General features: G+C 64.7%; 15 protein-coding genes. 7 read left to right on the top strand and 8 right to left on the bottom strand.

The annotated features are described in order from the left end of the window. Positions 1-48: 48 nt before the first annotated feature. The 6 genes from AC5QPF_RS19760 to AC5QPF_RS19785 form a co-directional block, all read right to left on the bottom strand. Positions 49-2,286: an ATP-binding protein gene (locus tag AC5QPF_RS19760; RefSeq protein WP_494959497.1), complete on the bottom strand. Its 2,238-nt coding sequence runs from the start codon at positions 2,284-2,286 to the stop codon at positions 49-51. Beyond that, positions 2,283-2,897, bottom strand: coding sequence for a biliverdin-producing heme oxygenase (locus AC5QPF_RS19765; protein ID WP_494959498.1), 615 nt, complete (start codon positions 2,895-2,897; stop codon positions 2,283-2,285). Before AC5QPF_RS19765 ends, AC5QPF_RS19760 begins: the two co-directional genes overlap by 4 nt. Before the next feature lie 913 nt (positions 2,898-3,810). Then, complete coding sequence (locus AC5QPF_RS19770) at positions 3,811-12,573, bottom strand: two-partner secretion domain-containing protein (RefSeq protein WP_494959499.1); 8,763 nt, start codon at positions 12,571-12,573, stop codon at positions 3,811-3,813. Between the two features lie 39 nt (positions 12,574-12,612). Continuing rightward, positions 12,613-14,208, bottom strand: coding sequence for a ShlB/FhaC/HecB family hemolysin secretion/activation protein (locus AC5QPF_RS19775; RefSeq protein ID WP_494959500.1), 1,596 nt, complete (start codon positions 14,206-14,208; stop codon positions 12,613-12,615). A gap of 1,421 nt (positions 14,209-15,629) precedes the next feature. Beyond that, positions 15,630-16,916, bottom strand: coding sequence for an ATP-binding protein (locus tag AC5QPF_RS19780; RefSeq protein WP_494959501.1), 1,287 nt, complete (start codon positions 16,914-16,916; stop codon positions 15,630-15,632). After that, the gene (locus AC5QPF_RS19785; RefSeq protein WP_494959502.1) at positions 16,913-17,656 is read right to left on the bottom strand and encodes a response regulator; all 744 of its coding nucleotides are present in this window, start codon (positions 17,654-17,656) and stop codon (positions 16,913-16,915) included. Before AC5QPF_RS19785 ends, AC5QPF_RS19780 begins: the two co-directional genes overlap by 4 nt. A 193-nt stretch (positions 17,657-17,849) precedes the next feature. On the opposite strand from AC5QPF_RS19785, the gene AC5QPF_RS19790 reads away from it, so the two are divergent. Together AC5QPF_RS19790 and AC5QPF_RS19795 are read left to right on the top strand one after the other, a co-directional pair. Beyond that, on the top strand, positions 17,850-19,058 hold the full coding sequence (locus AC5QPF_RS19790; protein WP_494964212.1) for a redoxin family protein: 1,209 nt from the start codon (positions 17,850-17,852) through the stop codon (positions 19,056-19,058). Between the two features lie 29 nt (positions 19,059-19,087). Then, a complete protein-coding gene (locus tag AC5QPF_RS19795; RefSeq protein WP_494959503.1) occupies positions 19,088-20,104 on the top strand; it encodes an alpha/beta fold hydrolase in 1,017 nt (338 codons plus the stop codon). A gap of 92 nt (positions 20,105-20,196) precedes the next feature. Here the strand turns inward: AC5QPF_RS19795 and AC5QPF_RS19800 are convergent, their stop codons facing one another. After that, entirely contained in the window at positions 20,197-21,096 is a 900-nt protein-coding gene (locus AC5QPF_RS19800; protein ID WP_494959504.1) for a LysR substrate-binding domain-containing protein, read from the bottom strand. Next, a complete protein-coding gene (locus AC5QPF_RS19805; RefSeq protein WP_494964291.1) occupies positions 21,078-21,221 on the bottom strand; it encodes a hypothetical protein in 144 nt (47 codons plus the stop codon). Before AC5QPF_RS19805 ends, AC5QPF_RS19800 begins: the two co-directional genes overlap by 19 nt. Here AC5QPF_RS19805 and AC5QPF_RS19810 point away from each other — a divergent pair. From AC5QPF_RS19810 to AC5QPF_RS19830, 5 genes are all read left to right on the top strand, one after another. Continuing rightward, positions 21,215-22,288, top strand: coding sequence for an AbrB family transcriptional regulator (locus AC5QPF_RS19810; RefSeq protein WP_494964213.1), 1,074 nt, complete (start codon positions 21,215-21,217; stop codon positions 22,286-22,288). The two genes, AC5QPF_RS19805 and AC5QPF_RS19810, sit on opposite strands and share 7 nt — an antisense overlap. 68 nt (positions 22,289-22,356) lie before the next feature. Beyond that, on the top strand, positions 22,357-23,253 hold the full coding sequence (locus AC5QPF_RS19815) for a LysR family transcriptional regulator (RefSeq protein ID WP_494959505.1): 897 nt from the start codon (positions 22,357-22,359) through the stop codon (positions 23,251-23,253). A gap of 217 nt (positions 23,254-23,470) precedes the next feature. Continuing rightward, a complete protein-coding gene (locus AC5QPF_RS19820) occupies positions 23,471-24,397 on the top strand; it encodes a hydroxymethylglutaryl-CoA lyase (RefSeq protein WP_494959506.1) in 927 nt (308 codons plus the stop codon). Between the two features lie 2 nt (positions 24,398-24,399). Continuing rightward, the gene (locus AC5QPF_RS19825) at positions 24,400-25,584 is read left to right on the top strand and encodes a CoA transferase (protein ID WP_494959507.1); all 1,185 of its coding nucleotides are present in this window, start codon (positions 24,400-24,402) and stop codon (positions 25,582-25,584) included. A gap of 18 nt (positions 25,585-25,602) precedes the next feature. After that, positions 25,603-26,127, top strand: coding sequence for a gamma carbonic anhydrase family protein (locus AC5QPF_RS19830; RefSeq protein WP_494959508.1), 525 nt, complete (start codon positions 25,603-25,605; stop codon positions 26,125-26,127). Positions 26,128-26,188: the final 61 nt, after the last annotated feature.

Consider the following 26,188-nt stretch of genomic DNA (forward strand, 5'->3'; position numbering starts at 1 on the left):
CTGCGGTTGATTCGACAAGTGCACTCGAATCAACCGCCCGGACAATGCCTAAACGCCCACCGGCATCGTAAACCTGAACTCCGTCCCCTTCCCCACCTCGCTCCTGGCCTCGATCCGCCCGCCATGGGCCTCGACGATGCCCTGGGTGATATACAGCCCCAGCCCGGTGCCAGTCGGGTTGCCGTCCTTGATCGTCCAGTAGCGCTCGAATACATGGGGCAACTGGTCCGCCGGGATGCCTTCGCCGTTATCACGCACGGTAAACACGATCTCGTTGCCATCCAGCACCGCATGGACCCCCACCGCACCCAGCCGTCGGGTGAACTTGATGGCGTTGCCCACCAGATTCGACAGCACCTGGAACAGCCGCTCCGGGTCGGCGTTGATCTTCAGGTCGGGCTCGGCCTCGAAGGCGATGCTGATGTCCTTGTTCAACGCCAGCGGCGCCAGCAACGCCTGGGTCTCTTCGAAGATCTGGCTGACGTCGAGCAGCTTCGGCGAGATGGTGTAGCGCCCGGCGTCGATCTTCGAGGTGTCCAGCAGGTCGTCGAGCAGCGTGCTCATCCGCCCCGCCGCCTGCTGCATGGTGTCGATGGCCGTGGCGATGCGGCGCGAGGTGTGCGGGCCGTCGGAGCTGAAGGATTTCTGCATCATGCCGCAGAGCATGGAGATCACCGTCATCGGGTTGCGCAGGTCGTGGGAGACCACCGCCACCAGTTCGTCGCGAGCCCGCACCGCCTGCTGCTCGCGGCGGACCTGGCGGGCCAGGTCGTTTTCCAGAGCGGAACGGCGCAGGTCATTGGCCGCGAACAGATCGCCCGGGCTCCATTTGCGCGAAATCCCGGCCATCTCCACCTTCCAGATCTCGAACGAGGTTCGTGGTCGCAGACGCAGGCCGGTTTCAGAGTTCTCCAGGTCCAGCGGTTTCTTCGGGTCACCGCTCCAGTTGATGCTTTCCTTCACTTCCGGACGGAACCACAGCACGCCATTGTCCACCGGTTTGGGCAGGCTCATGGCAAGCACGCCGCTGGCGACATTCTGATACGCAACGGCCGGCGGATAGACGGCGGACAGGTTATGGCTGGAGAACACCGGCTCGCCCCCCTGTTGCAGCCATTTGTGCAGGGCGCGGATCTCTTCGGGCGGCGGGCAGTTGCCGTAACGGTGCAGTTGCTTGCCTTCGATGATCGCGATGCCGCCGGCACCCGCCAATGCCATCAAGACCTGCGGCTGCCCGGCAAGACCGTCGAAGACGTTCTGCGGCGAGTCGTTCATCGCCTGCGTGAGCAACGCCAGCGCCTCGAGCTTTTCCTCGCGCTGGCGACTGACTTCCAGCGCTTCCATAGCGCTGATCTGCAACGACAGAACCTGGCCAATGGCCTGGCAGGCCATCCGCAGTTCATGGGGCACATGCAGCGGCCGGCGATTGCCGCAGCTGATCAAGCCCCATAGCTCGCCATCCTTGAGCAGCGAGATGCTCATGGACGACAGTACGCCCATGTTCTTCATGTACTGGCAGTGGATCGGCGACACGCTGCGCAAGGTGGCGAAGCTCATGTCCAGCGGCGCCTGCGTGTCCGGGCGCAGGCGCGGCACCAGCGGCACGGCCTGGTAGTCGGCATCGGGGATGATGCGCAGCCAGTTGCTGCGGTAGAGGTCACGGGCCTGCTGGGGGATATCGGACGCCGGGAAGAACAGGCCATTGAACAGCTCCATGGCCGGCGCGGACGCTTCCGCGATCACCTGGCCGTGACCCTCATCCTCGAAACGGTAGATCAGCACCCGGTCGTAGCCAGTCATGGCCTGGATCTCGTGCACGCTGATCTCATACAGCGCCTGCAGCGACTTCGCCGCCTGCAGCCGGCGAAGCATGCGCCCGAGGTTGGTCAGGTTGCCGGCAATACTGTCCGTGCCGAAATGTCGGGCGTGCACTTCCAGCTCGAGGATCAACACGCCGTCATGACGATGCACCAGGCCGTCGAAGGTCAGGTGATTGAGCTGCACCTGCAGCGGCGACTCGTTGGCCAGCACCGCTTGTTGCAGTGTCTGGCGCAGGGCGGCGACCGGCTCCGCGCCGAGCAGGCTGTCCAGCCCCTGGCCGATCAGCGCTTGCGGCTCGTGGCCCAGCAAGGCCTCGACATTGGCACTGACCTGGATGATCTCCAGGGCGGGCTCGCTCAGGGTGACCAGCACGCCATGAGGCTGGATCGCCCCCGGGAAACGGATGGGTTCATTGGCACAATTGGCCAGCAGTTGTTCGAAGGCCTCCTGCTCTTCTGGGGTCATAGCAGTACCTCCCGGCTTTCCAGCCAGCGTTCGAAACAGCGGAATGTCTGCTGCGCCGCCGCGACCACGACGGCGCACTCGGCGGCGTCAAGCGGACGGCTGCACAGGTGGACAAGAAAGGCGCGCCAGCGGCGCCCGGTATCGACGCCATAGACGTCGAGAAAGGCCGCGCCATTACTGGCATCCAGGCCCAGGCGCCCATGGATTTCCCGGCGCAGTACCTGACCACCGAGGGTCGCGCCCTCGACGACATAGAGCACGCCGAGGCAGGCGGCAGTCGAGTCGAGCCGTGGCAGCTCGGAGCAGACCGGCAGATCGGCCAGCGCTGCTGCCGACAAGCCAAGGGCCTGCAAGTCGCCACGCAAGGTGGCGGTCTTGTACAGGGGTTGCAGATCGAAATCGGCGGACAGCCCGGCGACCTTCTGCATCGCGGCCTCCAAGGGTGCATAGAAACCGTGGTAAGCCTGCATCAGCAGGAGGAAAGCCGGAACATCCAGGGTATCGGAGAAGAAAGGCAGGCGTTTTTCCAGTGCGATGTGCAATTCGCCGGTGCTTGCACGCAGGGCTTGCAGGACCGGCGCAGAAGCGACGTCAGAGGACGTTGGTTGCATAAGGGAACTGGACTCTGTGGAATGGCCTCTTGACGGCCAATTGCTGAAAGTTGATCGAAAGATCAACACACAAAATGGACTATTTCCTACAACCGCGCAACGCGGGATTTAGCGTGCGCGCAAAAGGAATGTCCGCTTTAGATTGAGGTTTTGCCTTCTCTTCGCGCCCACAAGGTAGGCATCACCACAGTCAGCACAGCTAGAAAATGGTTCTTCACGGAATATCGGAAACTTGGGGTTCGGTGTCGGTGTCGCGAGATTATCCATGGCGGGCGGTGACGCCACCGGCCCCTTCCGCCTTTACGGCGGGTCCATTTTGTTGCGGCAAAATGGACGAAAACCGCTCGCTCCCACAGCCGGCCCTACGCTGCGCTTCGGGTCCCCTCCTTCCGGTGCCTTGCCCGGGCCCGCGGCCTACGACTTGCTTCGCAAGTCTTCACCTCGCGCTTCGGCTTCGCCGAAGGGTGCTGCGCACCTGCCCCCGCAAGACACCTCCACTCGGCCGGCTGAAGTCGCAATTTGCGGCGCCTGAACCTTCGCGCACGAAGAACAAAAGCAAGAGCAAGAGCGCGGCGTCTTGTTGTGTTGGGTTACCGATGCCGATGTTGTTTTCGAAGATGGGTCGTCGTGTCGCCACCCGTAACTCGCGACGTCAGGCGCCGGAGGGAGGGGACCCGGAGCGCAGCGCAGGGCCGGATGCAGGAGCAAGCGGTTTTCGCCTATTTTGCCGCAACAAAATGGACCCGCCGTAGAGGCGGAAGGGGCCGGTGGCGTCGCCGCCTACAATGGATAAGCTCACGACACCGATACCGATAGCAACTGCCACTCCCTGCAACCCCGAAATTCCGTGAAGGACACAAAAAAAGGCCGCCGGGCATAACCCGGCGGCCTTTCTACTTGCCAGCGTTGAAACTTACTTGTTGTAAGTCATCACGCCATCTTCACCCTCGATGAAGCCGTTGTACGGGCTGACCTGCTTGGTAGTGAGCAGGCCGACATCGAATACCTGCTGCGGACCGCTTTGCTGGATCACAGCCGGCTGCAGAAGGGCTTCCATGAAGCGACGGCTTTCAGCCAAGCTGCCACCGATTACGCGGTTGCCCAGATCGACCGTCGACGAGTCGTTGACGTCGCCCATCAGTTCCTTGACCAGCGCCTCGCTGCCGTTGCCGGCGTTCAGCGACACCTGCCAGGCACGGACGTTGGCCACGCCCGGCATGTTGTCCAGGACCTGCGGCGCAACGAAGACCACCTTGCCGCCACCCGGGGCGTTGGAGGTCTGGATCGACGCCACCTTGATGGTGTTGCCGCCCACGTAGCTGACAGTACCGGTGTCGGTGCTGGTGGTGGTGTTGGCCGCCATGGTGACGTTGCCGCTACCGTTGATGCTGACGTTACCGCGACCACTGGTGGTGATGTTGGCGTTCTGGTTGACGTTGACACCGTTCAGGGCAATGTTGCCGCCGCCCGCGTTGGTCACTGCGCCGTTGACGTTGAGATCGCCGGCGCTGGCCAGGGTGATGTCACCCTGCGCAGTAGTCAGCGAGGTCAGGTTCAGCGCCGAGGTCGAAGTGCTCGCCAGGTTGGCGCCGCCGTTGCCGGCCGAGGCCGCCAGGGTCTGCACGTTGACTTCCACCGCATTGCCAGCCTGGCCGACGCCATTGCTGGCAACCAGGTTGGCGCTCTGCGAGTTGACGTTGTTGGCACCGTTGTTGTTGGCATCGCGGATGGCACCGGCGGCAGCGTTGAGGCTGACGTTGTGACCCGCCGCGTTGACCACGTCCAGACCGATGTTGCCGGTCTGGCTGGTGACCGAGACGTCGCCATTGGCGCTGTTCACCGTCAGACGGTTGAGGCCGTCGGCTTCGTTGAGGGTGACGTTGCCGGCGGCAGCCTGGGCGTTGACGCTGTTGGCCTGGGTCTGCACGGTCATGCCATTGCTGGCGGTCAGGTTCACGGCATCACCTTTGACGCGGGTGTTGCCGTTGCCGTCATCGACCAAGGCACCGTTCTCGGTGGTCAGGGCGACAGTACCGGTACCACTGACCGAGCCCAAGGTGGCGTTACCGTCGGCGACGGTCACGGCGATGTTGCCGTTGCCGGTGCTGACGTTTTCCAGGGTCACGGCCTGGCTCTGCGCCAGGTTGACGTCGCCGCCGGTGGTGCTGGCGTTGACGGTATTGCCGTGAAGTTGCAGGGCGCCATCGCTGCCATTGCCCAGCCCGGTGGCTGCGTTCAGGTCGATGCGGTCGCCGGTGATACCGGTGATCTGCGCCACACGGGCCAGCAGGCGGCTCAGGATGCTCGGCTGCTGAGTGACGATCGCACCACCGGTGGAGGTCAGCGCGACATTGCCGTTGTTGGCGGTGACGCTACGCACGGCGATATCGCCGCCCGCGGTGACGCTGACATTACCGTCGCTGGCGGTCAGCCGGCTCAGGGTGATGCCATCATCTTCGGCCAGGACGATATTGCCGCTGTCGTTGCTGACCGTGGCGCTGTCCACGGCGGTGTGCAGGTTGACGCCGGTCTGTGCGGACACATTCAGGCTGCCACCCTTGACCAGGCCGCCGTTGGCGGTGATCACCTTGCCGGTGGAGTCGAGGGAGATGCTGTCGCCCTGCAACTGGTTGATGGTGATGTCGCCCGCGCTCACCGCCACCAGGCCATTGGCCGCGGCGACGTTGTCGAGGGTGACTGCGTCGGCTTCGTCGATCACGATCGAACCGTTGGTGGCCGAGGCCGACAGGGTATCGACCGCAGTACGCAGCGCGTCGTTGGTGCCGATGTTGCCACCGGCGGTCGCGGTCAGTTGCTTGGCCGTGACGTTGCGCGCAGCGTTGCCCTGGACCTGGATGTCACCGGTAGTGGCATTCAGGATGGCGTTGCCGTTGCCGGTGCCGACCTGGGTGATGAGCAGGTTGTTGCCCGCGCTGTAGCTCACGTCGCCCTGGCCGATGATATCGGCCTGGCTGCCGACATCCATGGTCAGGTCGCCGCCGGCCTTGGCGGTGATATTGCCAGCACCGCTCTGCACCAGCGCGTGCTGGTTCAGGTTGCCGCCCGCACCGAGAACGATGTTGCCGGTGCCGGTGGTCACCTGCTGCAGGTCGGCATTGCCGCCCGCGCTGTAGTCGACATTGCCGGCGCCCAGCACCGAGCTGTCGGCCAGGGTGGTCAGGTTGCCATCAGCGTGCGCGGTCAGGTTGCCCGCCGCGGTCTGCACCTGGGCGTTCTGTACCAGGTTGCCCGTGGCCTTGAGGTCGATGTTGCCGCCGTTGGTGGTCACCTGCTGCAGGCTGACGTTGCCGCCGGCGCTGTAGTCGATATTGCCGGTGCCATTGACGGTGGTCGCTGCCAGGGTGGTCAGGTCGCCGCCGGCCTTGGCGACGATGTCGCCCTGGGCAGTGCGCACAACGTCGTTCTGCACCAGATTGCCGCCCGCACTCAGGCTGATGTCGCCGCCTTCGGTGCTCACCTGCTGCAGGCTGACGTTACCGTAGCCCAGGTAGGTGATGTCGCCTTGGGTGACCACGGTGGCATTGGCCAGCGCAGTGATGTTGCCCATGGCGCCGATACGGATGTCACCGGCGTTGGTCTGCACCAGCCCCTGCTGGGTCAGGTTGCCGAAGGCGGTCAGTTGCACGTCGCCATTGCCGCCGACGATGACGGTGTCCTCGGCCACCAGGTTGCCACCGGCATGGGCGGTGATGTCGCCAGCACCGGTCGCCACGCTGTTGTGCAGGGTCAGGTCGCCGTCTTGCGCCTTCAGCTCGATGCTGCCGGTGTCGGTGCTGATCTGCCTCAGGCTGGCGTTGCCACCGGCGCTGTAGGCGACGTTGCCGTTGCCACGGGAGTTGGCCTGGGTGCCTTGGGCCATGTCGATGTCGCCATCGGCCTTGACCACGATGTCGCCGTTGTCGGTGACGATGTCGACGTTCTGCTGGACGTTGCCGCCTGCGGAGAGGCGCGCTGCACCGTCGCCGTAGTTGTGGACGCCTTCGTTGATGACCAGGTTGCCAGCGGTGCTGACTTCGATGTCGCCGTCGGCGTTGTCCAGACCAGTGATCGCGTTGTTGCCCAGGTTCGGCGTGACGCCACCGATGACCAGGTCGCCGTCCAGGTCGTTGACCTTGATGCTGCCCTGGTCGGTATAGGCTTCCAGGTTGGCGACCTTGACGTCGATGGCCTTGGCGTTGCCGATACCGTTGGCGGCGTACAGCGACAGCTTGGCGGCGTCGATGTTGCTGGTGCCGTCGGTCTTGCCGTTGGTGATCTGGTTGCCGGCCACCAGGGACACGGTGTCGCTGCCGCTGGTGTCAGTGCTGATGCTGCCGACGTTCAGCGAGCCACCGGTGGTGACGGTGACGTTGCCGTGATCGGTTTCCAGGGTGCCCACGTTCAGGTCGTCGACTTCGGCCAGGTTGACCTCGCCAGCGGCGGTGACGTTGACGGTGTTGACCAGGGTGTCCAGGTGACGGTTGGCATTGCTGCCGGTGGCACCGACGCTGCCCGCCGCATGGATGTTCAGGGTATCGGCGACGATCAGGGTGTTGTTGTCCTGGTCATCGTCGATCGCCCCGTCGGCGTCGAGGCTGACCGTGCCGGTGCCGGCGTCGATGCTGCCGACGACCGTTGCACCACCGGCCTTGAGGTCGATGTTGCCGCTGGCGGTCTTCAGGTTGCGCGCGGTCACCGCATTGGCTTCACGCACGGTGATGTTGCCGGCGTTGGTCACCTCGGCGTTCAAGGTGTCGACTTCGGTATCAAGGTCGATGGCGCCGGCGGCCTTGGCCACCAGGGTGCCGCCCTGGACGTTGCGGTCGACGGTGTTGCCGTCGATGATCGCGCCGTTGGTGGAGGTCAGGCTCACGGTGTGGGTGTGAGTGCTGTCTTTCACCAGTTGGTCGATCTTCAGCGAACCGTCGGTGGTGACGCTGATGTCACCGGCGCCGGTGATACCTTTCACCGCACCTTGGGTGCCGATGGTCAGCAGTGCGCCGCCATTGGCGTTGACGATGGCCACGCCACCGTTGCCCGCGTCGGCTGCGACGCGATCGGTCTGGGTATTGACCGCCGTCAGGGCACCGATGCCGTTGCCGGCAACCATCTTCAGGTCCGGGGTCACCAGCACGCCGCCCTGGCCGAGGATGGCCTGGCCGGCTTTCAGGCTGATGGAGGTGTCGCTGTTGACCGTGCCGACGACGCCGACGTTGCCGGTGGCTTCGGCGACGATCTTCTGTCCGCTGGCGACGGTGATGTCACCCAGGCCCAGGCTGCCGGTGGAATTCAGGTACAGGCTGGAGTCGATGACCCCACCATTGTTGATGTCCAGGCGGTTGGCGGTGATGCCCAGCGGCTTGTCGGCCGAGCTGTCGATCTGCTGGTTCAGGTTGTAGGCGGCCACAGCCTGCTTGCGCACCTGCAGGGCGGCGTCGCGGGCGGTGTTGGCCTTGAACACGGCCAGGTCGGCGGTGGCTTTCGAGGTCGCGGTGGTGTCGCGGATCTGGGTGGTGGTCGCCAGGTTGGTCGCCGCGGTGTAGACCGCTGCGTTGGCCACGTCCAGGGTGTTGTTCAGCTCGACCAGCAGGTCTTGCTGTGGCGCCAGGCTGTAACGCTCGTAGCTGTCCAGGGCCAGAGAGGCGGCGGACATTACCAGGTCGACCACGGCGAAGGCTGCGTCGGCACCGGCGTCACCGGAGAACGGCACGGCCTGGGCGGCACCGGCAATCACGGCGGCGGCGTTGCGCACCACGGTGGCAGCGTTCAACGCGGTGTTCAACGCGTCGGCGGTGGCCGACATGCCATCCACTTTGGACTGCTGGGCGTTGGCGGCTGCTTCGGACAGGCGCTGGGTCAGTTCGGCCAGGCTGTTCTGCAAGGTCGCCGAGGTCACCAGGGCCTCGTAGTCCTTCAGCTGCTGGATAAGGATGTTCAGTTGCAGCAGCTTGGCCGCGGCTTCCGCGTCACGTGCCGAGTATTCAGCGATGGCGGTGTCACGGGTCAGCTCGGCGGTGTACTTGCTCGGAGTGCTGGCGGTCAGGCTGACGTTGTTGCCACGGATGTTCTGCGCGGTGCCGTTGCCGTCGAGGATCACGCCGCCGGCCGAAGCCACGGTGACGTTGCCGGTAGCGCCGGCATCGAGCATGCCGATGGTGATGTTCGACTGCGCCTGCAGGGTGATATTGCCGCCATCGGTCTTCAGGTTGCCGGCGATGATCACGCCGTCATAGCCCGGCACTTCAGCGCTGGACTTGGAGGTCGCGATCAGGGTGATGCTGCCGCCACCTGGCAGGTAGATGGTGTCGTTCTGGTTGAGGAAGACGATGTTGCCCGAGGTCGCCTTCAGCACCAGCGAGCCGCCATCCATGGTGATGGTGCCGCCGTTGTTGTCGAGAATGGTGATAGCGGTGGCGACGATGTTGATCGCGCTGGTGCCTTTGCCAGTCAGCGAGCTGGCGTCGACGGCCACGGCGCCGGCGTTGGTCGCGGTCACGCCACCGCTGCCGCCTGCGGCGGAGAGGAAGCTGACGTCCAGGGCGAGGTCGCCCTGCTGGCCGATGCCGTTCGGCGCGCTGATGTCCAGCGAACGGGCGACGACGTTGGCCTTGGTCTTGTCGGTGCGGCCGTCTTCGATGCTGCCACCGGCGGCGATCTTGACGTTGTTGCCGCCTGCGTCGACGTTACCCAGCTTGATGCTGCCGTCGGCCTGGATCTGGATATCGCTGCCGGTGCCGCCGCTGGTGACCTGCTTCAGGGAAATCAGGTTGCCGCTGGCCTGGCGGGCGTAGATGCCGCCGTTGGCCGCGTCGATCACCAGTTCGTCGACCTGGATCTCGATGGCATCGCTGCTGGTACCGAAGGATTTCACCGCCGCAGTCAGGCCGCTGGTGACGAAGTTGGCCGCAGTACCGTTGCCGTCAGTGACGTTGCCGGAGACCTTGAAGTCGATGGTACCGCTGGCCTGCAGTTGGCCGACCACGGTGTCGCCGGAGTTCTGGAAGGCGATCTTGCCGTTGCTGGCGAGGACGTCCAGCAGGCTGATGGCACCGATGTTGGAGAAGTTCACATCGCCGTTGCTGGCGGTGAGGTTCACCGCGCCTGCGGCGATCTTGCTCGACAGGGCCTTGGTGGCGGTGCCGATGGAGGCGGCGGTGACGTTCAGCGAGCCTGCGGAGATAACCGTGCCCGGTGCGCTGGCGGCCGCAGTCACGGCGCCACCTGCGGTCAGGTTGACCGCAGTCTTGGCATTGACCGAGTTGACCTCCAGGTTGCCACTCTGGTTGACGGTGACAGCACCGTTAGTCGAAGTAGCGGTCGCAGTCAGGGCCAGGTCGGCCGAGGTGTTGGCGACGTTGGCAATACCGTTGCGGCTGGTCAGGGTCAGGTCGCTGGTCTGGGTCTGCAACGCGGTGCCGACGGCACCGATGCTGCCAGAGGCGTCGAGGGTCAGGTCCTTGGCCACGACACTACCGCTGCCTTGGGTGATGTCACCGGCGGCGGTCAGGGAAACGCTCTTGTCGCTGCCCGCGTCGATGCCGTTCAGCTTGAGGCCGGCGGCGGTGTTGCTGAAGGACACGTCCATGGCCTGCAGGCGGGTCAGCGCCAAGCCATTGGTGTTGCGGCTGTAGGTCAGCACGCCGCCGCTGAAGGCGACGCTGGTGTCACCGTTCGGGGTGGTCACCGAGAGTTTTTGCAGCGCCTTGTCGTTGGTCGCGTAGACACCGGCCTGGGCCGCGGTGGTGGTGGCGGTCAGGGTGTCGACGCTGGTACCGAGTTTCTTCGCCGAGGTGGCGATGCCCGACTTGGCGGTGGCGGTCAGGTCCTTGGCGGTGACGTTGGTGGTCGAGCCACTGGCGGAGATGATGCTGCCGTTGCCGGCGTTCAGGGTTACTCCGGCGCCGGCGGCGGTGATGCTGCCGACGGTGATGTTGCCCTGGGTAGCGTTGAGCACGACGTTGTTGTCGGTGCCAGCGGCCGTCAGGGTGCCGATGGTCAGGCCGTTGCTTTCACTCAGGTACACGCCACCGTTGCCGGCGGCGGCGTTGACGGTATTGCTCTGAGTGCTCAGGGACTGCGCGGCGTCGCCGATCTCGCCACCGGCAGACAGGTTGACGGTGCGACCGACCAGCGAGGTGCCGGCCTGGGCGGCGAGGATGCTGCCGGTGTCGGAGGTCACGGTCAGGCCGTTGGTGGCCGACACGGTGCCGGTGAGGATCACGCCCTCGGTGGCCTGGACCTTGACGTTCTTGGTGCCGACGCTGCTGTTGCTCAGGGTGATCGAGCCGCTGTTGTCGATGGCTGCCGAGCTGGAGGTCTGGCCGTTGACGGTGATCTGCTCGCGAGCGACGACGTCACCGAGGATCAGCGCGCCGTCGTTCTTGACGTTGATGCCGCCGTTCTGGGTCGAAGCGGAGAGTACGCCGACCTTGGTGTTGACCGCATCGCTGTCGGTGCCAACGGCGCTGTCGGCGACCAGCTTGGCCGAGTAGCCGGTGACGTTGGTCTTGCTGGTGTCGGCGGAGGTGATGCTGCCGTTCTGCGCGGTGATCACCACGCTGCCGCCGGCGGCCGGGGTACCGGCCTTGACTTCGCCCAGGGCGACACCGCCGTTGACGTCGGTGACCAGCACGTTGCCGCTTTGCGAGGTGGCGTTGAGCACGTCGGCGTCGACCGTGACCGCGCCCTCTTCCGAGCCGATCGAGGCACCCTCGTCGTTGACGGTCAGGTTGAGGGTAGTGGCACGGGTGGAGCTGTTGGCGCCGGTGCTGATGGTCTTGCCGGCGATCAGGCTGGCGGTGGTGGCCGCTGCGGTGCCCACGCCCTTGACTGTGCCGTTCTGGACGATATCGCCCGCTTCGATGGTCAGGTCGGTGGCTTCGATGATGCCGGTGTTGTTGACCACCGAGCTCATCAGGCCGCTGGCCGAGTTGCCCTGCAGAACCACCGTCTGCGCGGTGACGGTACCGGAGTTCTTGACGCCTTCCAGGTCGCTGCCGGTGGCGGCGGCCAGGGTGTCGCCGGTGACGCTGAAGTTGATCAGGTTGCTGCCTTGCAGGTTGACCGTGAAGCGGTCACCGGCAGCCATGGTCACGCGACCGACGTTGGCGATCACGAAACCGGAGTTGTCGACTTTCGGCGCGACCAGGTAGACGAAACCACCGGCGCCGCTGGTGATGGTGCCCTGGTTGGCGATGCTCGCCAGGTCCTTGCCGGCCACCTGGCTGAACTCCAGCTGGCCGCCGTTGAGGAAGCTGGAATCGCTGACGTCGAAGGTAGTGGCCAGCAGGCCGGCCACGTCGACCTGCGAGCCGGCGCCGAAGACGATGCCGTTGGGGTTGATCAGGAAGATGTTGCCGTTGGCCTGCAGGGCGCCCTGGATGTTCGAGACCTGGCTGCCGAGCACCCGGTTCAGGGTGATCGAGTCGTTACCGGCCTGCTGGGCGAAGCGCACCAGCTCACCGGCGTCGATGCTGAAGTCGGTCCAGTTGATGATGCCTTTGGACAGTGCCTGGGTGATCACCAGTTCGTTGTTGTTCATCGAACCGATGGTGATGCCGCCACTGACGACGGTACCGCCGGTCGGGGCTGCCAGCGCGACCGAACTGGTGGCGCCGATGACGGAAACCGAGACCGCCTTGATGAATGTCTGCGTGCCTTTCTTCTTGCGGGACATGAGTACTTACCTGTGCAAAATGGGGGTGGTTTCCGTGACTCAGAAGTGGTAGCGAGCCTGGGCGTAGACGTAGGAGTTGTCCTCGGTCTTGGTCCCGATCGGTACGCCGAAGTCAACGCGCAGGTCGACGCTGTCGAGCGGCCGCGCGAGCAGGCCGATGGCGGCACCGGAGAGGTCCTGGTGGTCGTCCTGGCCGACCAGCGGATCCTTCAGCCACACCTGGCCGTGGTCCAGGCGCGCGGTGGCCTGGTAGCGGTCGTTGTCCTTGAAGATCGAGTAACGGCCTTCGATGCTGGCGGTGAAGCCGTGGTCGCCCGACCAGGTCGACGGCGCGTGACCGGCCACCGAGTTGAAACCACCCACGCCCCACTGCTCGCTCGACACCAGCGAATCCAGCGAGTACTGGCCGGCAATGCGCGGAATCACCAGGAAACGCGGGGTGATCTGTTGCAGGCGAGCCACATCGAAGGTGAATTTGGTGAATTTGTTGTCCGCCTTGGCGGCGGCGCGGCTGGACATGGTCGACTCATCGTCCATGCCGCCCAGGGCTTCGCCGAGGCCGTAATGCAGGCCGGCAGTGGCCAGAGTGCGGCCGTACAGGTCGGCGTTGTCCAGGGTCAGGCCGAAGCGCAGTTTGCGGATCTTGTCTTCGGCGGTACGCACGCCGAGGATGCTCTGGTCCAGGTCCTGGGATTCCAGCCAGGCTTCGGCGGTGACAATGCTGCGCGCGGAACGCACGAAGTCCTGGGAAACGCCCAGGCCCCAGCTTTGGTTGTCACCCTCGATTTCCAGCACGCGGTAGCTGTTGCCGACGTCGACGTTACCCTTCGAGAAGTACGCCCGGGCCTTGGTACCGCTGTTGTTGAGCGGCAGGCTGTAGTCGACGTAGCCGTACCACAGGTCGCCAGCACCGAGGGAGGTCAGGGCGAGAACGTTTGCCTCGTCGCCATGACCGGTCAGGTTGGCGAACTTCAGGCTCGGCATCACGCGGGTTTCGCCGGTGTCCTTGCTCCCGTAGTTGTTTACTTCCAGCGCACCCTGGATACGCGGCTCCTCGGTGACATCGACCACCAGGTCGGTGGAACCGGTCTTCGCGCCCGGTTGCAGGGTCGAGGTGACCTCGATGCCGGACAGGCGGTTGAGGTGGGTCAGCGCGCGCTCGACCTGCTCCAGGGTGAACGGCTTGCCTTCGACCACACCGCCGGCGACCAGGGCGTCATGCACCTGCTCCGAAGAGAAACGCTTGGCGCCGGTGACCTGTACGTTACCCAGCCAGCCTTCCAGAACGACCAGCTTCAGAGCCGGTTCGTTGGCGAAGTCCTGGGCCGGCACCACGACCTTGACCAGGCGATAGTTGGCGGACTGGTAGTAAGCCTCGATCTTGGCGGCCAGGGCCTTCATTTCGACGAGAGTCATCGGACGGCCGATATCTTCGGCGATCTGTGCGCTGAGCTGCTCGCTGCTGAAGGTGCGGTTACCGCTGAACTCGACGGCTTTGACCAACACACGGCTCTGTGCGGCCTGGGCCGGAGCAGTTGGGGCGGCGGTTTCGGCGGCCATGGCCGCGTTGGCTGCCATCACGGCAAAACCGAGGGCACACAGCAGCGCCCTCGCAGGTTTGGGGGAATTGGACATGGGAACCTTGCTGTCAGTGTTGGGCGAGGAAGTTGTGTGAGGACGGTAAGTCGAGGGTCGAATTACATCCGGCATTTTCTGGTTCTCTAGCGATTAAGCGCACTCGAGCACGGCCCCTGTGGGAGACCGAACAATCCTTGGTAAACCGTTGGCAGTGTTTTGGGCAAAAGGGTGCCCAGGCCGAAAAACAGTCAGCCAATTAATTTTTTTGTTGGGCACACACAAGCGGCCTCAATGAAGCTTGCACGCAAAGTTTTCTTTCACTCCCCCCGCAGGTCCGTCGCAGCAAGTGACCAATAGCATGGTCTGGGGCAAGCGAGCGCATTAATAGCGCCGTTATGAATAACGGTCAATGGCAAGTTGAATTAATTTATTGACGCGATTTATTTGACGCGACGAAAGGCTTGCGCTTTCTAAGTGCACAAATAATTAAAGCCAGGTTGTCTATTCGCGCGCGGGATGTCCGAACAGTCATCCCAGGCGGTAGGCATGACTGCCTGAAACCCTTGTCGTACGGGGCCTCAGGTCAAGAAAATGAAATATTTCGACATTCCCTGTGTGCTTGCCGAGGTGATGGCGATTTTATTGAGCACGATTATCTTGCGCACAATGCAAGTAACCAGTAGAGCACGCCTAGTTACACAAAGTTCACGACAGGAATTTTAGCATGGCGGAAAAGGATGCGACCAAAACACCAAATACCACAGCCACACAAATACAGATCAACCAAAAAAAATAATCAAAAAAACAACTTGACCAAAAAATAAAAAACCGAGAGCAACCACAATTAAAGTGCAAAAACAAACCAGTGAAAGAGAAAAACCCAAAAGAAACATGATGCACATCCGAACAGCGTGAAGACATACCGCTACTTTCGAAAACGAGGCAGCTCACGCGCTCAGCGATTTCAGCACAAGAGAAGACGAAAGTTGCCGGCTATAACTTCCCTTGAGCGGCAAGCCAATCATCTACGGGAAGAGCACTCAACATCGAATTTTCCGGCCGCGACCAATGCCCACAGCGCTTCGGTCGAGGTCGCCCTGTAGGCGAAGCGGCTTGGGCGTGATGACAGGATCGTCGGGCAATCGGACGCCAATGATGGCGCAATAATCTCACCTTTTATAGCGAAGCATATGACATCCAAATGCTCGCTTATAACTAACAAACCACCTCGGTTGGATAGGTTCGTATTGAACATTTCCAAATGTGACCAAGTGATGCAGTTCACATTCCTCTCCTGGAAATGGCATACCAGAATCTCGCATGAGCCGGATCGGACATTTCAGCGTGATGGCAAAAGCATTGCACTGTTCGACTGTCATCGAACATCCGAAAGAAAGAACTACATCAGCGCCTCTGGAACTCTTTATCAATTACGCTGTCGTGGGAAGTTGGCGTGCTTCATATTCTTTGGGGTCCAACTAGGGCAGTGAGACCTCGGCACACAGGCCGCCGCCTTCACGGTTGCTCAACTGCAACGCCCCGCCAAGGCTTACCGCCAGTTGCGCAGCAATCGCCAGCCCCAGCCCGGTCCCCCCGGTATGCCGGTTGCGCGAGCCCTCCAGCCGGTAGAACGGTTTCAGCACCTCGTCCAGCGCCTCTTCGGGAATCCCCGGGCCTCGATCCAGAACCTGGATCGACACCCCCCCAGCAGTCCCCTCCTCCACCCGCAGCGACGCCGCGCCACCGAACGTCAGCGCGTTGTCCACCAGGTTGGTGAGCAAGCGCCGCAACGCCTGCGGCCGGCTCAGCAGCAACAGGTTGCCGGGCGCTTCCAGCTCCACCGGTTTGCCAATGTCGCGGTAATCGAACACCAGGCTTTCAAGAAAGGCCGTGAGCTGGATGCGGCTCGCCGCCTCGGTCGACGGCTCGGTACTGCGGGCATAGGCCACGCCTTCCTTGACCAGATGCTGGATCTCGTCCAGATCGCCCCACAGTTTGTCCTTCTCGGCACCGTCATCCATGAACTCGACCCGCAGCTTCATGCGCGTGATCGGTGTCTGCAGGTCGTGAGAAATGGCGGCGAGCAACTGCACGCGCTCCTTCACATAGGCGGCGATGCGCTCCTGCATGGCGTTGAAGGCCATGGCGGCACGGGCGACCTCGGTCGGCCCATGCTCCTCCAGTGGCTGTGCCGGACGGCTCAGGTCAAGGGTGTCCACGGCCGTGGCCAGGTGCGTCAGCGGGCGCAGGGCAATGCGCACCGCCAGCCAGGTACAGGCCAGCAACAGCGCCAGTTGCCCCAGCAGCACCAGCGGCAGCCAGGGTGACAACGGCATGATCGACGGGCGCACATCGAGGGTCAGCGGCTGGCCATCGGCAAAGCGCAGGTGCGCCTGGTAATGCGGGCGGATATCCGGGATATCACGGAAGCTCAGCGCGTAGCGCGCCCCCAGGGTCGCCTTGATCGACTTCACCGACGCCGGTTCGTCGTCCATCGCCGTGCCCGCCTTGCCCTCGTCCAGGCGATAGCTGTAGTTGGGCCGCTGCAGACGTTGCAGCCAGGCCGGTCGCTCCGCCGCCGGCAGGCGTTCGAGAATGGCCACCGAGGTGTCGATGTCCTGCTCGAAATTGCTCAGCATCAGGGTTTTCGCGCTGCTGTAGCGCTCCAGAGTCTGCATGGCGAAGGTCAGCCCGTGGGCGAGTACCAGGCTGGCAAAGAAGATCAGCGACAGCCTTGAGGCCAGGCTGCGCGGCCAGCGGCTCATGCTGCGCCCTCGATCAGGCGCACCGGGAAGCTGAACACATAGCCTTCGTTGCGCACCGTCTTGATATAGGCGGGCTGGCGCGCGTCATCCAGCAGGCGCTGGCGCAGGCGACTGACCATCAGGTCGATGGAGCGGTCGAACAGGTCGGCCTCGCGACCCTGGGTCAGGTTGAGCAACTGGTCGCGGCTGAGTACCCGCTGCGGATGGTCGAGGAACACCCGCAGCATGCGGTATTCGGCGCCGCTCAGGGCGACCACGGTGTCGTGCTCGTCGAGCAGGTGGCGCGCCGTGGTGTCCAGACGCCAGGTACCGAAGCCCAGCAGCCGCGCCTGCTCGCTGACCAACAGGTTCGGCGGCAGCATCCGCGTGCGGCGCAGCACCGCGTTGATCCGCGCCAGCAGCTCACGGGCCGAGAACGGCTTGACCAGGTAATCGTCGGCGCCCATTTCCAGGCCGACGATGCGGTCGGTCTCGTCGTCCCGCGCGGTGAGCATCAGCACTGGGGTAGCGCGGTGCTTGCCGGCGCGCAGCTCTCGACACAGCACCAACCCATCGTCACCGGGCAGCATGATGTCGAGAATGATCAGATCGACCTGCCCGGCTTCAAGAAAGGCCCGCATCTGCCGGCCATCGGCGGCCAGGGTGGTGCGCAGGCCGTTCTTCTTCAGGTAGTTGCCCACCAGTTCGCGGATTTCCCGGTCGTCGTCGACGATCAGCACATGATCAGCATTGGCGTCCATCAGGGGTGGCCTTGGGCTTGGAGGAGATGGGTGGAGTCTATCGGGACGGTCATCCGCTGACAGCCCGCTTTGTAGGGTTATGTATCAGGCCCCTGTGCGGATACCTCAAGCGACAGTAAAGACCCCGATCGACACACAGGGGATACCTCCCCGGCGCGAAATGGCCCCACCTTTCCTCGCCATGGAGAACGCCATGCTGATCATCGCCTTCCTGGGCGGCCTGTTGACCGTCCTCAGCCCCTGCATCCTGCCCATCGTGCCCTTCGTCTTCGCCCGCGCCGGGCAAAGCCGCGCCTCCTTGCTGCTGACCCTCGGCGGCCTGGTGCTGACCTTCGCCGCCGTGTCGAGCCTGGCGGTGGTCGGCAGCGCTTGGGTGGCCAAGGCCAACACCGGCGGGCGCTACCTGGCCCTGGCGGTGATGACGCTGTTCGCCCTGTCGCTGCTGGCACCACGCCTCGGCAGTTGGCTGGCCCGGCCCTTCGTCGCCCTGGGCAACCGAGTCGCCCCCGGCGCCACCGGGTCCGGGCCGCTGGCCGCCGTGCTGATCGGGATCGCCACCGGCCTGCTCTGGGCGCCTTGCGCAGGCCCCATCCTCGGCCTGATCCTCAGCGGTGCCCTGCTCGCAGGGCCGAATGCGCAGACCAGCCTGCTGCTGCTCGCCTACGGCCTGGGCAGCGCGGTGTCCCTGGGCCTGCTGATCTTCGCCGGCAAAGGCCTGGGCAAGCGCCTGCGCCTGTCGCTGCCGGCGGTCGAATGGCTGCGCCGCGGGACTGGCGCGGTGGTCCTGCTGGCGGCGGTGGGCATCGCCTCCGGTGGTACCCGCGAACTCCTGGCGGGCACCTCGTCGCAGCTCTCCAATCGCCTGGAACAGCAGGTGCTGAAGTCGGTCTCCGCGGTCATCGACCGCCTGGTCGCCAAGGCCCAGGCCGCCACCGCGCCGGACCTCGCGCCCAAGGGCCAGATGCCCTCGCTGGCCGGTGCGGTGCAGTGGCTGAACTCGCCGGAACCGAGCCCCGAAGCCCTGCGCGGCAAAGTGGTGCTGGTGGATTTCTGGACCTTCGACTGCATCAACTGCCAGCACACCCTGCCCTACGTCAAGCAATGGGCCGAGCGCTATGCCAAGGACGGCCTGGTGGTGATCGGCGTGCACACCCCGGAATACCCCTTCGAACGGGTGCCGGCCAACGTGCGCAAGCAGGTCGAACGCCTGGGCATCACCTACCCGGTGGCGATCGACAACAACTATGCGATCTGGCGCCGTTTCAACAACCAGTACTGGCCTGCCCACTACCTGATCGATGCCAACGGCCAGGTGCGCTACAGCCACTTCGGTGAAGGCGCCTACGCCACCCAGGAACAGGTCATCCAGGCACTGCTGGCCGAAGCCAGGGCCGCTCAATGATTTCCCCCGTCCCGTCAAGGAGCAAGACCATGCGCAACCTCACTGCCGTCATCGCCGCCAGCGTTCTGCAACTGGGCCTGCTGGCCTCTACCCAGGCCGCTGAAAGCAGCGCACCGCAGATCACCCCGATCATCGCCGGCAGCCACACCTCGCTCGGCCCGCTCAAACACGTCAAGGCCGGCCTGCTCGACGTGGCCTACGCCGAGGCCGGCCCGGCCGATGGCACGGTGGTGATCCTGCTGCACGGCTGGCCCTACGACATCCACAGCTATGCCGATGTCGCCCCGGCCCTGGCCGAGCAGGGTTATCGGGTGCTGATGCCCTATGCCCGCGGCTACGGCGAGACCCGTTTCCTCTCGCCGAAGACCCTGCGCAATGGCCAGCCGGCGGCGCTGGCCCAGGACCTCATCGACTTCATGGATGCACTGAACATCAAGCAGGCGGTGCTCGGCGGCTATGACTGGGGCGCACGCACCGCGGATATCGTCGCGGCGCTGTGGCCGGAGCGGGTCAAGGCGCTGGTGGCGGTGAGCGGGTATTTGATCGGCAGCCAGCAACTCGGCAAGCAGCCGCTGCCGCCGGCGGCGGAACAACAATGGTGGTACCAGTTCTACTTCGCTACCGAGCGTGGGCGCCAGGGCTATGCGCAGAACACCCATGACTTCGCCCGGCTGATCTGGAAAACCGCCTCGCCGCAGTGGCGCTTCGACGACGCCACCTATGAACGCAGCGCGGCAGCTCTGGACAACCCGGATCATGTGGCGGTGTCGGTGTACAACTACCGCTGGCGGCTGGGGCTGGAGAAGGGTGAACGCAGTTATGACGGGATCGAGAAGAAGCTGGCGGCATTCCCGTCGATCGGAGTGCCGAGCATTGCCCTGGAAGGCGACGCCAACGGCGCGCCACATCCGCCGGCCGAGGCGTATGCCAAGCGTTATATCGGCAAATACGAATACCGCCTGATCGAAGGGGGCGTGGGGCACAACCTGCCGCAGGAAGCACCGCAGGCGTTCGTCCAGGCGATCCTGGATGTAGATCGGTTCTGATGGGAACCTTCAGGATCCTCATTGCTGCCAAGCCACCACAGGGCCCCTGCCAGCCTTGAGCATGCAGCAGTTGACTGCCAGCCCGTAAAGCATCAGTCGTTGAAGAACCGCTGCCCGTCGCCACGCAACAGATCCACCATCGCCTTGGCAGCGGGCGGCAGGTAGCCCTCGGCCCTGACCAGCACTGCCACCGTGCGGCTCATGGTGGTTTCGGCCAGGGCCACCTCGCGCAGGCGGGACATGCCCTGGCCGTGCTCGAGGGTCTCCCGGGCGACAAAGCTCAGCAGGCGGGTACGCTCGATCAGCCGCGGCAACAGCGAGATGGAATTGGTCTCGATCTGCACCACCGGCGCCGGCAACTGGCGGGACAGGAAGGCGTTGTCGATCCAGCGCCGCGCGGTCACCGTCGGCGGCGCCAGTACCCAGCGATAGGCGCACAGGTCCTTGAGCTGCACGGCCTGCTGGAACACCGGATGGTCCTCGCTGGCCACCACTACTGCTTCGTCTTGCACGACCGGGTAGCTGACGAAACGCGGATCATCGACGATCAGCGGGCAGATGGTCGCGTCGAGCCGGCCTGCTGTGAGGGACTCCTTGAGCACGTCGTCCTGGGCGATGGACAGGCTCAGGGTCAGCTCCGGCGCGCGCTCAAGCAACGCCCCCACCAACTGCGGCAACAGGTGATCGGCCATGCTCGCCGCGCAGCCCAGGCGGATGTTGCCGATCAACCCGCTGGCAAAGTCGCGGACCTCGCGCTCGGTCTCGCTGATGCTCAGCCGCAGTTGCTTGCCCCGGGCCAACAACAACTCGCCGACATCGGTGAGCTTGATACGCCGGCCATCACGCTGGAACAAGCGCGTTCCCAGTGACTCCTCCAGGCGCTGAATGCTTTTGCTCAACGCCGGCTGGCTGCGATTGAGCTTTTCCGCCGCACGACCCAGATGGCCGATTTCAGCGATGGTTTCGAAGTAAGTCAGGTCACGCAGGTCCATGATTCATGAATTTCAGTTATGGATTCATCGAAAGTAGAAAATAGACCTGATGAATCGCGGCGTCGATAATTTCCTCGCTGCTGGCTTTCGCGGCGTCGCAGCACCGCTTGATCGGGAGATTTCATCGTTGCCCTCCTCCACTCCGTGGTTCCGTTCCCCCCTCTTCCAATGGCCTGCCCTGATCCTCTGCGCGGGCACCTTCGGCCAACTCCTCCATGCCCTCGCCGTCCCCGCCGGCCTGTTTCTCGGACCGATGCTGGTGGCCATCGCCTTCGGCGCCAGTGGCGCAAGCATCCGCCTGCATCGCCATGTCTTCCGCTTCGGCCAGGGCTGCGTCGGTCTGCTGGTGGCCCATTCGATCACCTGGTCGGTGCTCAGCGCCCTGGCCGAATCCTGGCAACTGATGCTGTTCGCCACCCTGCTGACGGTGGTGCTCAGCGCGCTGGTCGGCCTCGGTACCGTGCGCTACGGCGGTATTCCCGGTAGTACCGCAGCCTGGGGCACCGCCCCCGGCGCAGCCTCGGCCATGGTGGCCATGTCCGAGGAGAACGGCGCTGACGCCCGGGTGGTGGCCACCATGCAGTACGTGCGGGTGGTATGCGTGGTGATGATCGGCTCGCTGGTCAGCCACCTGCTGGGCGCCAACGCAGGCGGCGAGATCGCCGTCGGTGCGGCGGCCGGAGCGAACACGCCACAACTGGCCAACCTGGCGCTCGGGCTCGGCGTGGTTCTGGTCGGGGTCGTCGGTGGCTCGCGGATACCGGCCGGCGCCCTGCTGCTGCCGCTGTTGCTGGGCGGCTGCCTGCAACTGGCCGGAGTGCTGCAGATCAGCATGCCCGGCTGGCTGCTGAGCGCTGCCTACGGCGCCATCGGCTGCTACATCGGCCTGCGCTTCGACCGCGACACCTTGGCCTACGTGTGGAAACGCCTGCCGACCATGATCGCCGGTGCGGTGGTGCTGATCATCCTCTGCGCCGCCTGCGCCTGGCCGCTGGCGCACCTGAGCGGCAGCGACTTCCTGTCCATGTACCTGGCCACCAGCCCCGGCGGGCTGGATGCCATGGCGATCATCGCAGTGGAAACCGACTCGGATGTCGGCCTGGTCCTGGCCATGCAGACCCTGCGCCTGTTCGGCGTGATCCTCACCGGTGCGTTTTGCGCACGGCAGATCATCCGCCTGACCCAGCGCTGAGCGGTTTGCCGCAGCGCGAGTGCCTTGCGTATGCTGCGCCGGCACTCATTTGCACAAGGCCCGCCGCGATGTGGCATATCGATCCTGTTTCCCTGCGCCTGTTCATCGCCGTCTGCGAGGAAGGCACCATCGCCCGTGCCGCCGAGCGCGAGTTCATCGCACCCTCGGCGGTGAGCAAGCGCATCGCCGATATCGAAGCTGCCCTCGGCGTGCCGATGCTGCGCCGCAGCAAGCGCGGGGTGACGCCGACACCGGCGGGCCAGGCGTTGTTACGCCATGCCCGCCAGCTGATGCGCAGCATGGAGCGGCTGCAAGGCGAGATCAGCGAGTATGCCGAGGGGGCGCGGGGGCATGTGAAGGTCCACGCCAACATTTCCTCGATCATGGAGTTCCTGCCCGAGTCGCTGTCGTCGTTCATGATGGCCAACGAACATATCCGCGTGGATGTAGAAGAGCGCTTCAGCTTCGACGTGGTCCGCGGCGTGCTCGAAGGCCAGGCCGACCTCGGCATCTGCCGCCGGACCGTGGCCAACGGGGAGCTGGAGTTCATTCCCTACCGCCGCGATCACCTGGCCCTGGTGGTCAATGCCCGGCATCCCCTGGCCGAACGCAGCAGCATCACCCTGGGGGAAACCCTGGACTACGAGCATATCGGCCATTCGGCATTCGCCACCCTCAACAGCTTCATGCTCAATACCGCCCAGGAGCTGGGCCGTGAGTTGCGCATCCGCGCTCATGTATCGTCGTTCGATGCGGCCTATCGGCTGGTACAGGCGGGGCTGGCGCAGACCATCCTGCCGCGGGAGGCGGTGGCGCGGTATGCGGACATGTTCGGGCTCAAGGTGATTCCGTTGACCGATACCTGGGCACGGGGCGAGTTCGTCATTTGCGTGCGCGACCAGGATGGGCTGTCGCCGTCGGCGCGGCGGTTGCTGAATCATCTGTTGGCGGAAATGCCGGCTTGATGGCGCGGCCAATGGCCTCATCGCGGGCAACGCCCGCTCCCACAGGGATCGAGTCGCCGCGGACCTTGTGGGAGCGGGCGTTGCCCGCGATGAGGCCGGACCTGCCAAAACCGATCCATCGCGGTTGACGATGGATACCCCCGCCAAAGACGTCTTTTCCCCCGCCCCCTCGCTGCCTACCTTAGTCACACCACCGCAATACCCCGCGAGAGAGCCCATGACAACAACAATAATCATCAACGAAGTCGGCATGCGCGACGGTCTGCAAAGCCTGCAGAGCATCATGCCGACCGACGCCAAGAAGCGCTGGATCGACCAGGCCTACGCCGCCGGCGTGCGCCATATGGAGGTCGCGTCCTTCGTACCCGCCCGCCTGCTGCCGCAGATGGCCGACGCCGCCGAGGTGGTCGCCCACGCCCTCACCTACCCCGACCTGCAGGTCAGCGTCCTCGCCCCCAACCTGCGCGGCGCGGAAAACGCCCTGGCCAGCGGCGCCCAACGCATCGTCGCGCCGATCTCGGTCAGCGCCGCCCATAGCCAGGCCAACGTGCGCCGCTCGCCGGAAGAAATGGTCGAGGAATTCGCCCGCATGTGCGACCTGCGCAGCAGCAGCGGCCGCCATGAGGTGATCATGGTCGCCGGCATGTCCACCGCCTTCGGCTGCACCCGCCAGGGCGACGTGCCCCTGGCCGACCTCTGCGCCCTGATCCGTCGTGTGCTGGAAACCGGTTGCGAGCAGATCTCCCTCGGCGACACCACCGGCTACGCCACGCCCGGCCAGGTCGGCGAGACCCTCGACGCGGTCCGCGAGATCGCCGGGGCGAAACTGCACGCCGCGCACTTCCACGACACCCGCGGCCTGGCCCTGGTCAACAGCCTGGTCGCCGTGCAACACGGCATCCGCGAGCTGGATGCATCCCTCGCCGGCCTCGGCGGCTGCCCCTTCGCCCCCGGCGCCTCCGGCAACACCGTGACCGAAGACCTGGTGTTCATGCTGCAAAGCATGGGCTACACCACCGGCATCGACCTGCCGCGCCTGATCGCCTCGCGCGAACTGTTGGCCAGCGCCCTGCCCGGCGAGCCGCTGTACGGCCATATCGCCCGCGCCGGCCTGCCGAAAAACTTCAGCGCAGCGGGAGAATGAACATGCAACAGTTGCCACTCGACGGCGTGCGCGTCGTGGAAATGTCCCATATGGTCATGGGCCCGACCTGCGGCATGATCCTCGCCGACCTCGGCGCCGAAGTGATCAAGGTCGAACCGCTCAAGGGCGACGGCACCCGCCGCCTGCTCGGCGCCGGTGCCGGCTTCTTCCGCACCTTCAACCGCAACAAGCAGAGCCTGGCGGTGGACGTCGAGACCGCCGAGGGCCGCGACGCCGTGCTCAAGCTGCTGGACGGCGCCGACGTGTTCATCGAGAACTTCAAGCCCGGGCGCATGGACGCCCTCGGCTTCGGCTACGCGGCGCTCAAGCAGCGCAATCCGCGCTTGATCTACGCCACCCACAAGGGCTTCCTCGCCGGCCCCTACGACAAACGCCTGGCCCTCGACGAAGTGGTGCAGATGATGGCCGGCCTGGCCTATATGACCGGCCCGGTGGGTCGTCCGCTGCGTGCCGGCAGTTCGGTCAACGACATCATGGGCGGCATGTTCGGCGCCATCGCCGTGCTCGCCGCACTCTACGAACGCCAGCGCAGCGGCCAGGGCCGTGAAGTGCAGAGCGCGCTGTACGAGAACTGCGTGCTGCTGGCCGCCCAGCACATGCAGCAGTACGTGGTTACCGGCGAGGCGGCGGCGCCGATGCCCAACCGCATCAGCGCCTGGGCCATCTACGACGTGTTCGCCTTCGCCGGCGGCGAGCAGATGTTCGTCGCCGCCACCGGCGACGGCCAGTGGCGCACCCTGTGCACCCTGCTCGGCCAGGAGGATCTGATGAACGATCCGACCCTGGCCAGCAACAACGACCGGGTCCTGCAACGCCCGCGCCTGCTGGCGCACCTGGCGGAAATCTTCGCCACCCTCGACGCCGGCGAACTGGCGCCGCGCCTGGAAGCCAACGGCATTCCCTTCGCGCCGATCCGCCGCCCGGAAGAGCTGTTCGACGACGAGCACCTGATCCACAGCGGCGGCCTGGCCCGCCTCGAACTGGAGGACGGCAGCCATACCGAGATGCCGCTGCTGCCCTTCTCCCTCGACGGCGAGCGCCTGGCGCCACGCCGGCCCATCGCGCGCATCGGCGAGGACACCCTGGCGGTGATGCGTGGCCTCGGCTACGACGACGCCGAGATCGCCCGCCTGCGCGAGGCCGGCGTGCTGCGCACCGATCAATAAGAACAAGAGAACACGAACATGGCGATCTACGAATACGACGGCCAGCGGCCGGAACTGCACGACGATGTCTACGTGGCCGAGGATGCCACGGTGATCGGCAAGGTGGCCCTGGGCCAGGGCGCCAGCGTCTGGCCCCAGGCGGTGCTGCGCGGCGACAACGAACTGATCGAGATCGGCGCCGGCAGCAATGTCCAGGAAGGCGCGGTGCTGCACACCGACCCCGGCCACCCGCTACGGGTAGGCAACGACGTGACCATCGGCCACCAGGTGATGCTGCACGGTTGCCAGATCGGCGACGGCAGCCTGATCGGCATCCAGTCGGTGATCCTCAATGGCGCAGTGATCGGCCGCAACTGCCTGGTCGGCGCCGGCTCGCTGGTCCCGGAAGGCAAGGTATACCCGGACAACTCGCTGATCCTCGGGGTGCCGGCCAAGGTGGTGCGTGATTTGGACGCAGCCACCATTCAAGCCTTCCAACGCAATGCCGGCGACTACGTGGAGCGTGCCCGCAACCACAAACGCACCCTGATCCGCATCGCCTGACCCAAGACATGCCGCCCTCGAAGGCGGCCACTCTCCGCACAATTACAACAATGGAGAACAC

The organism is Pseudomonas sp. Con_6 (genome assembly GCF_059379395.1).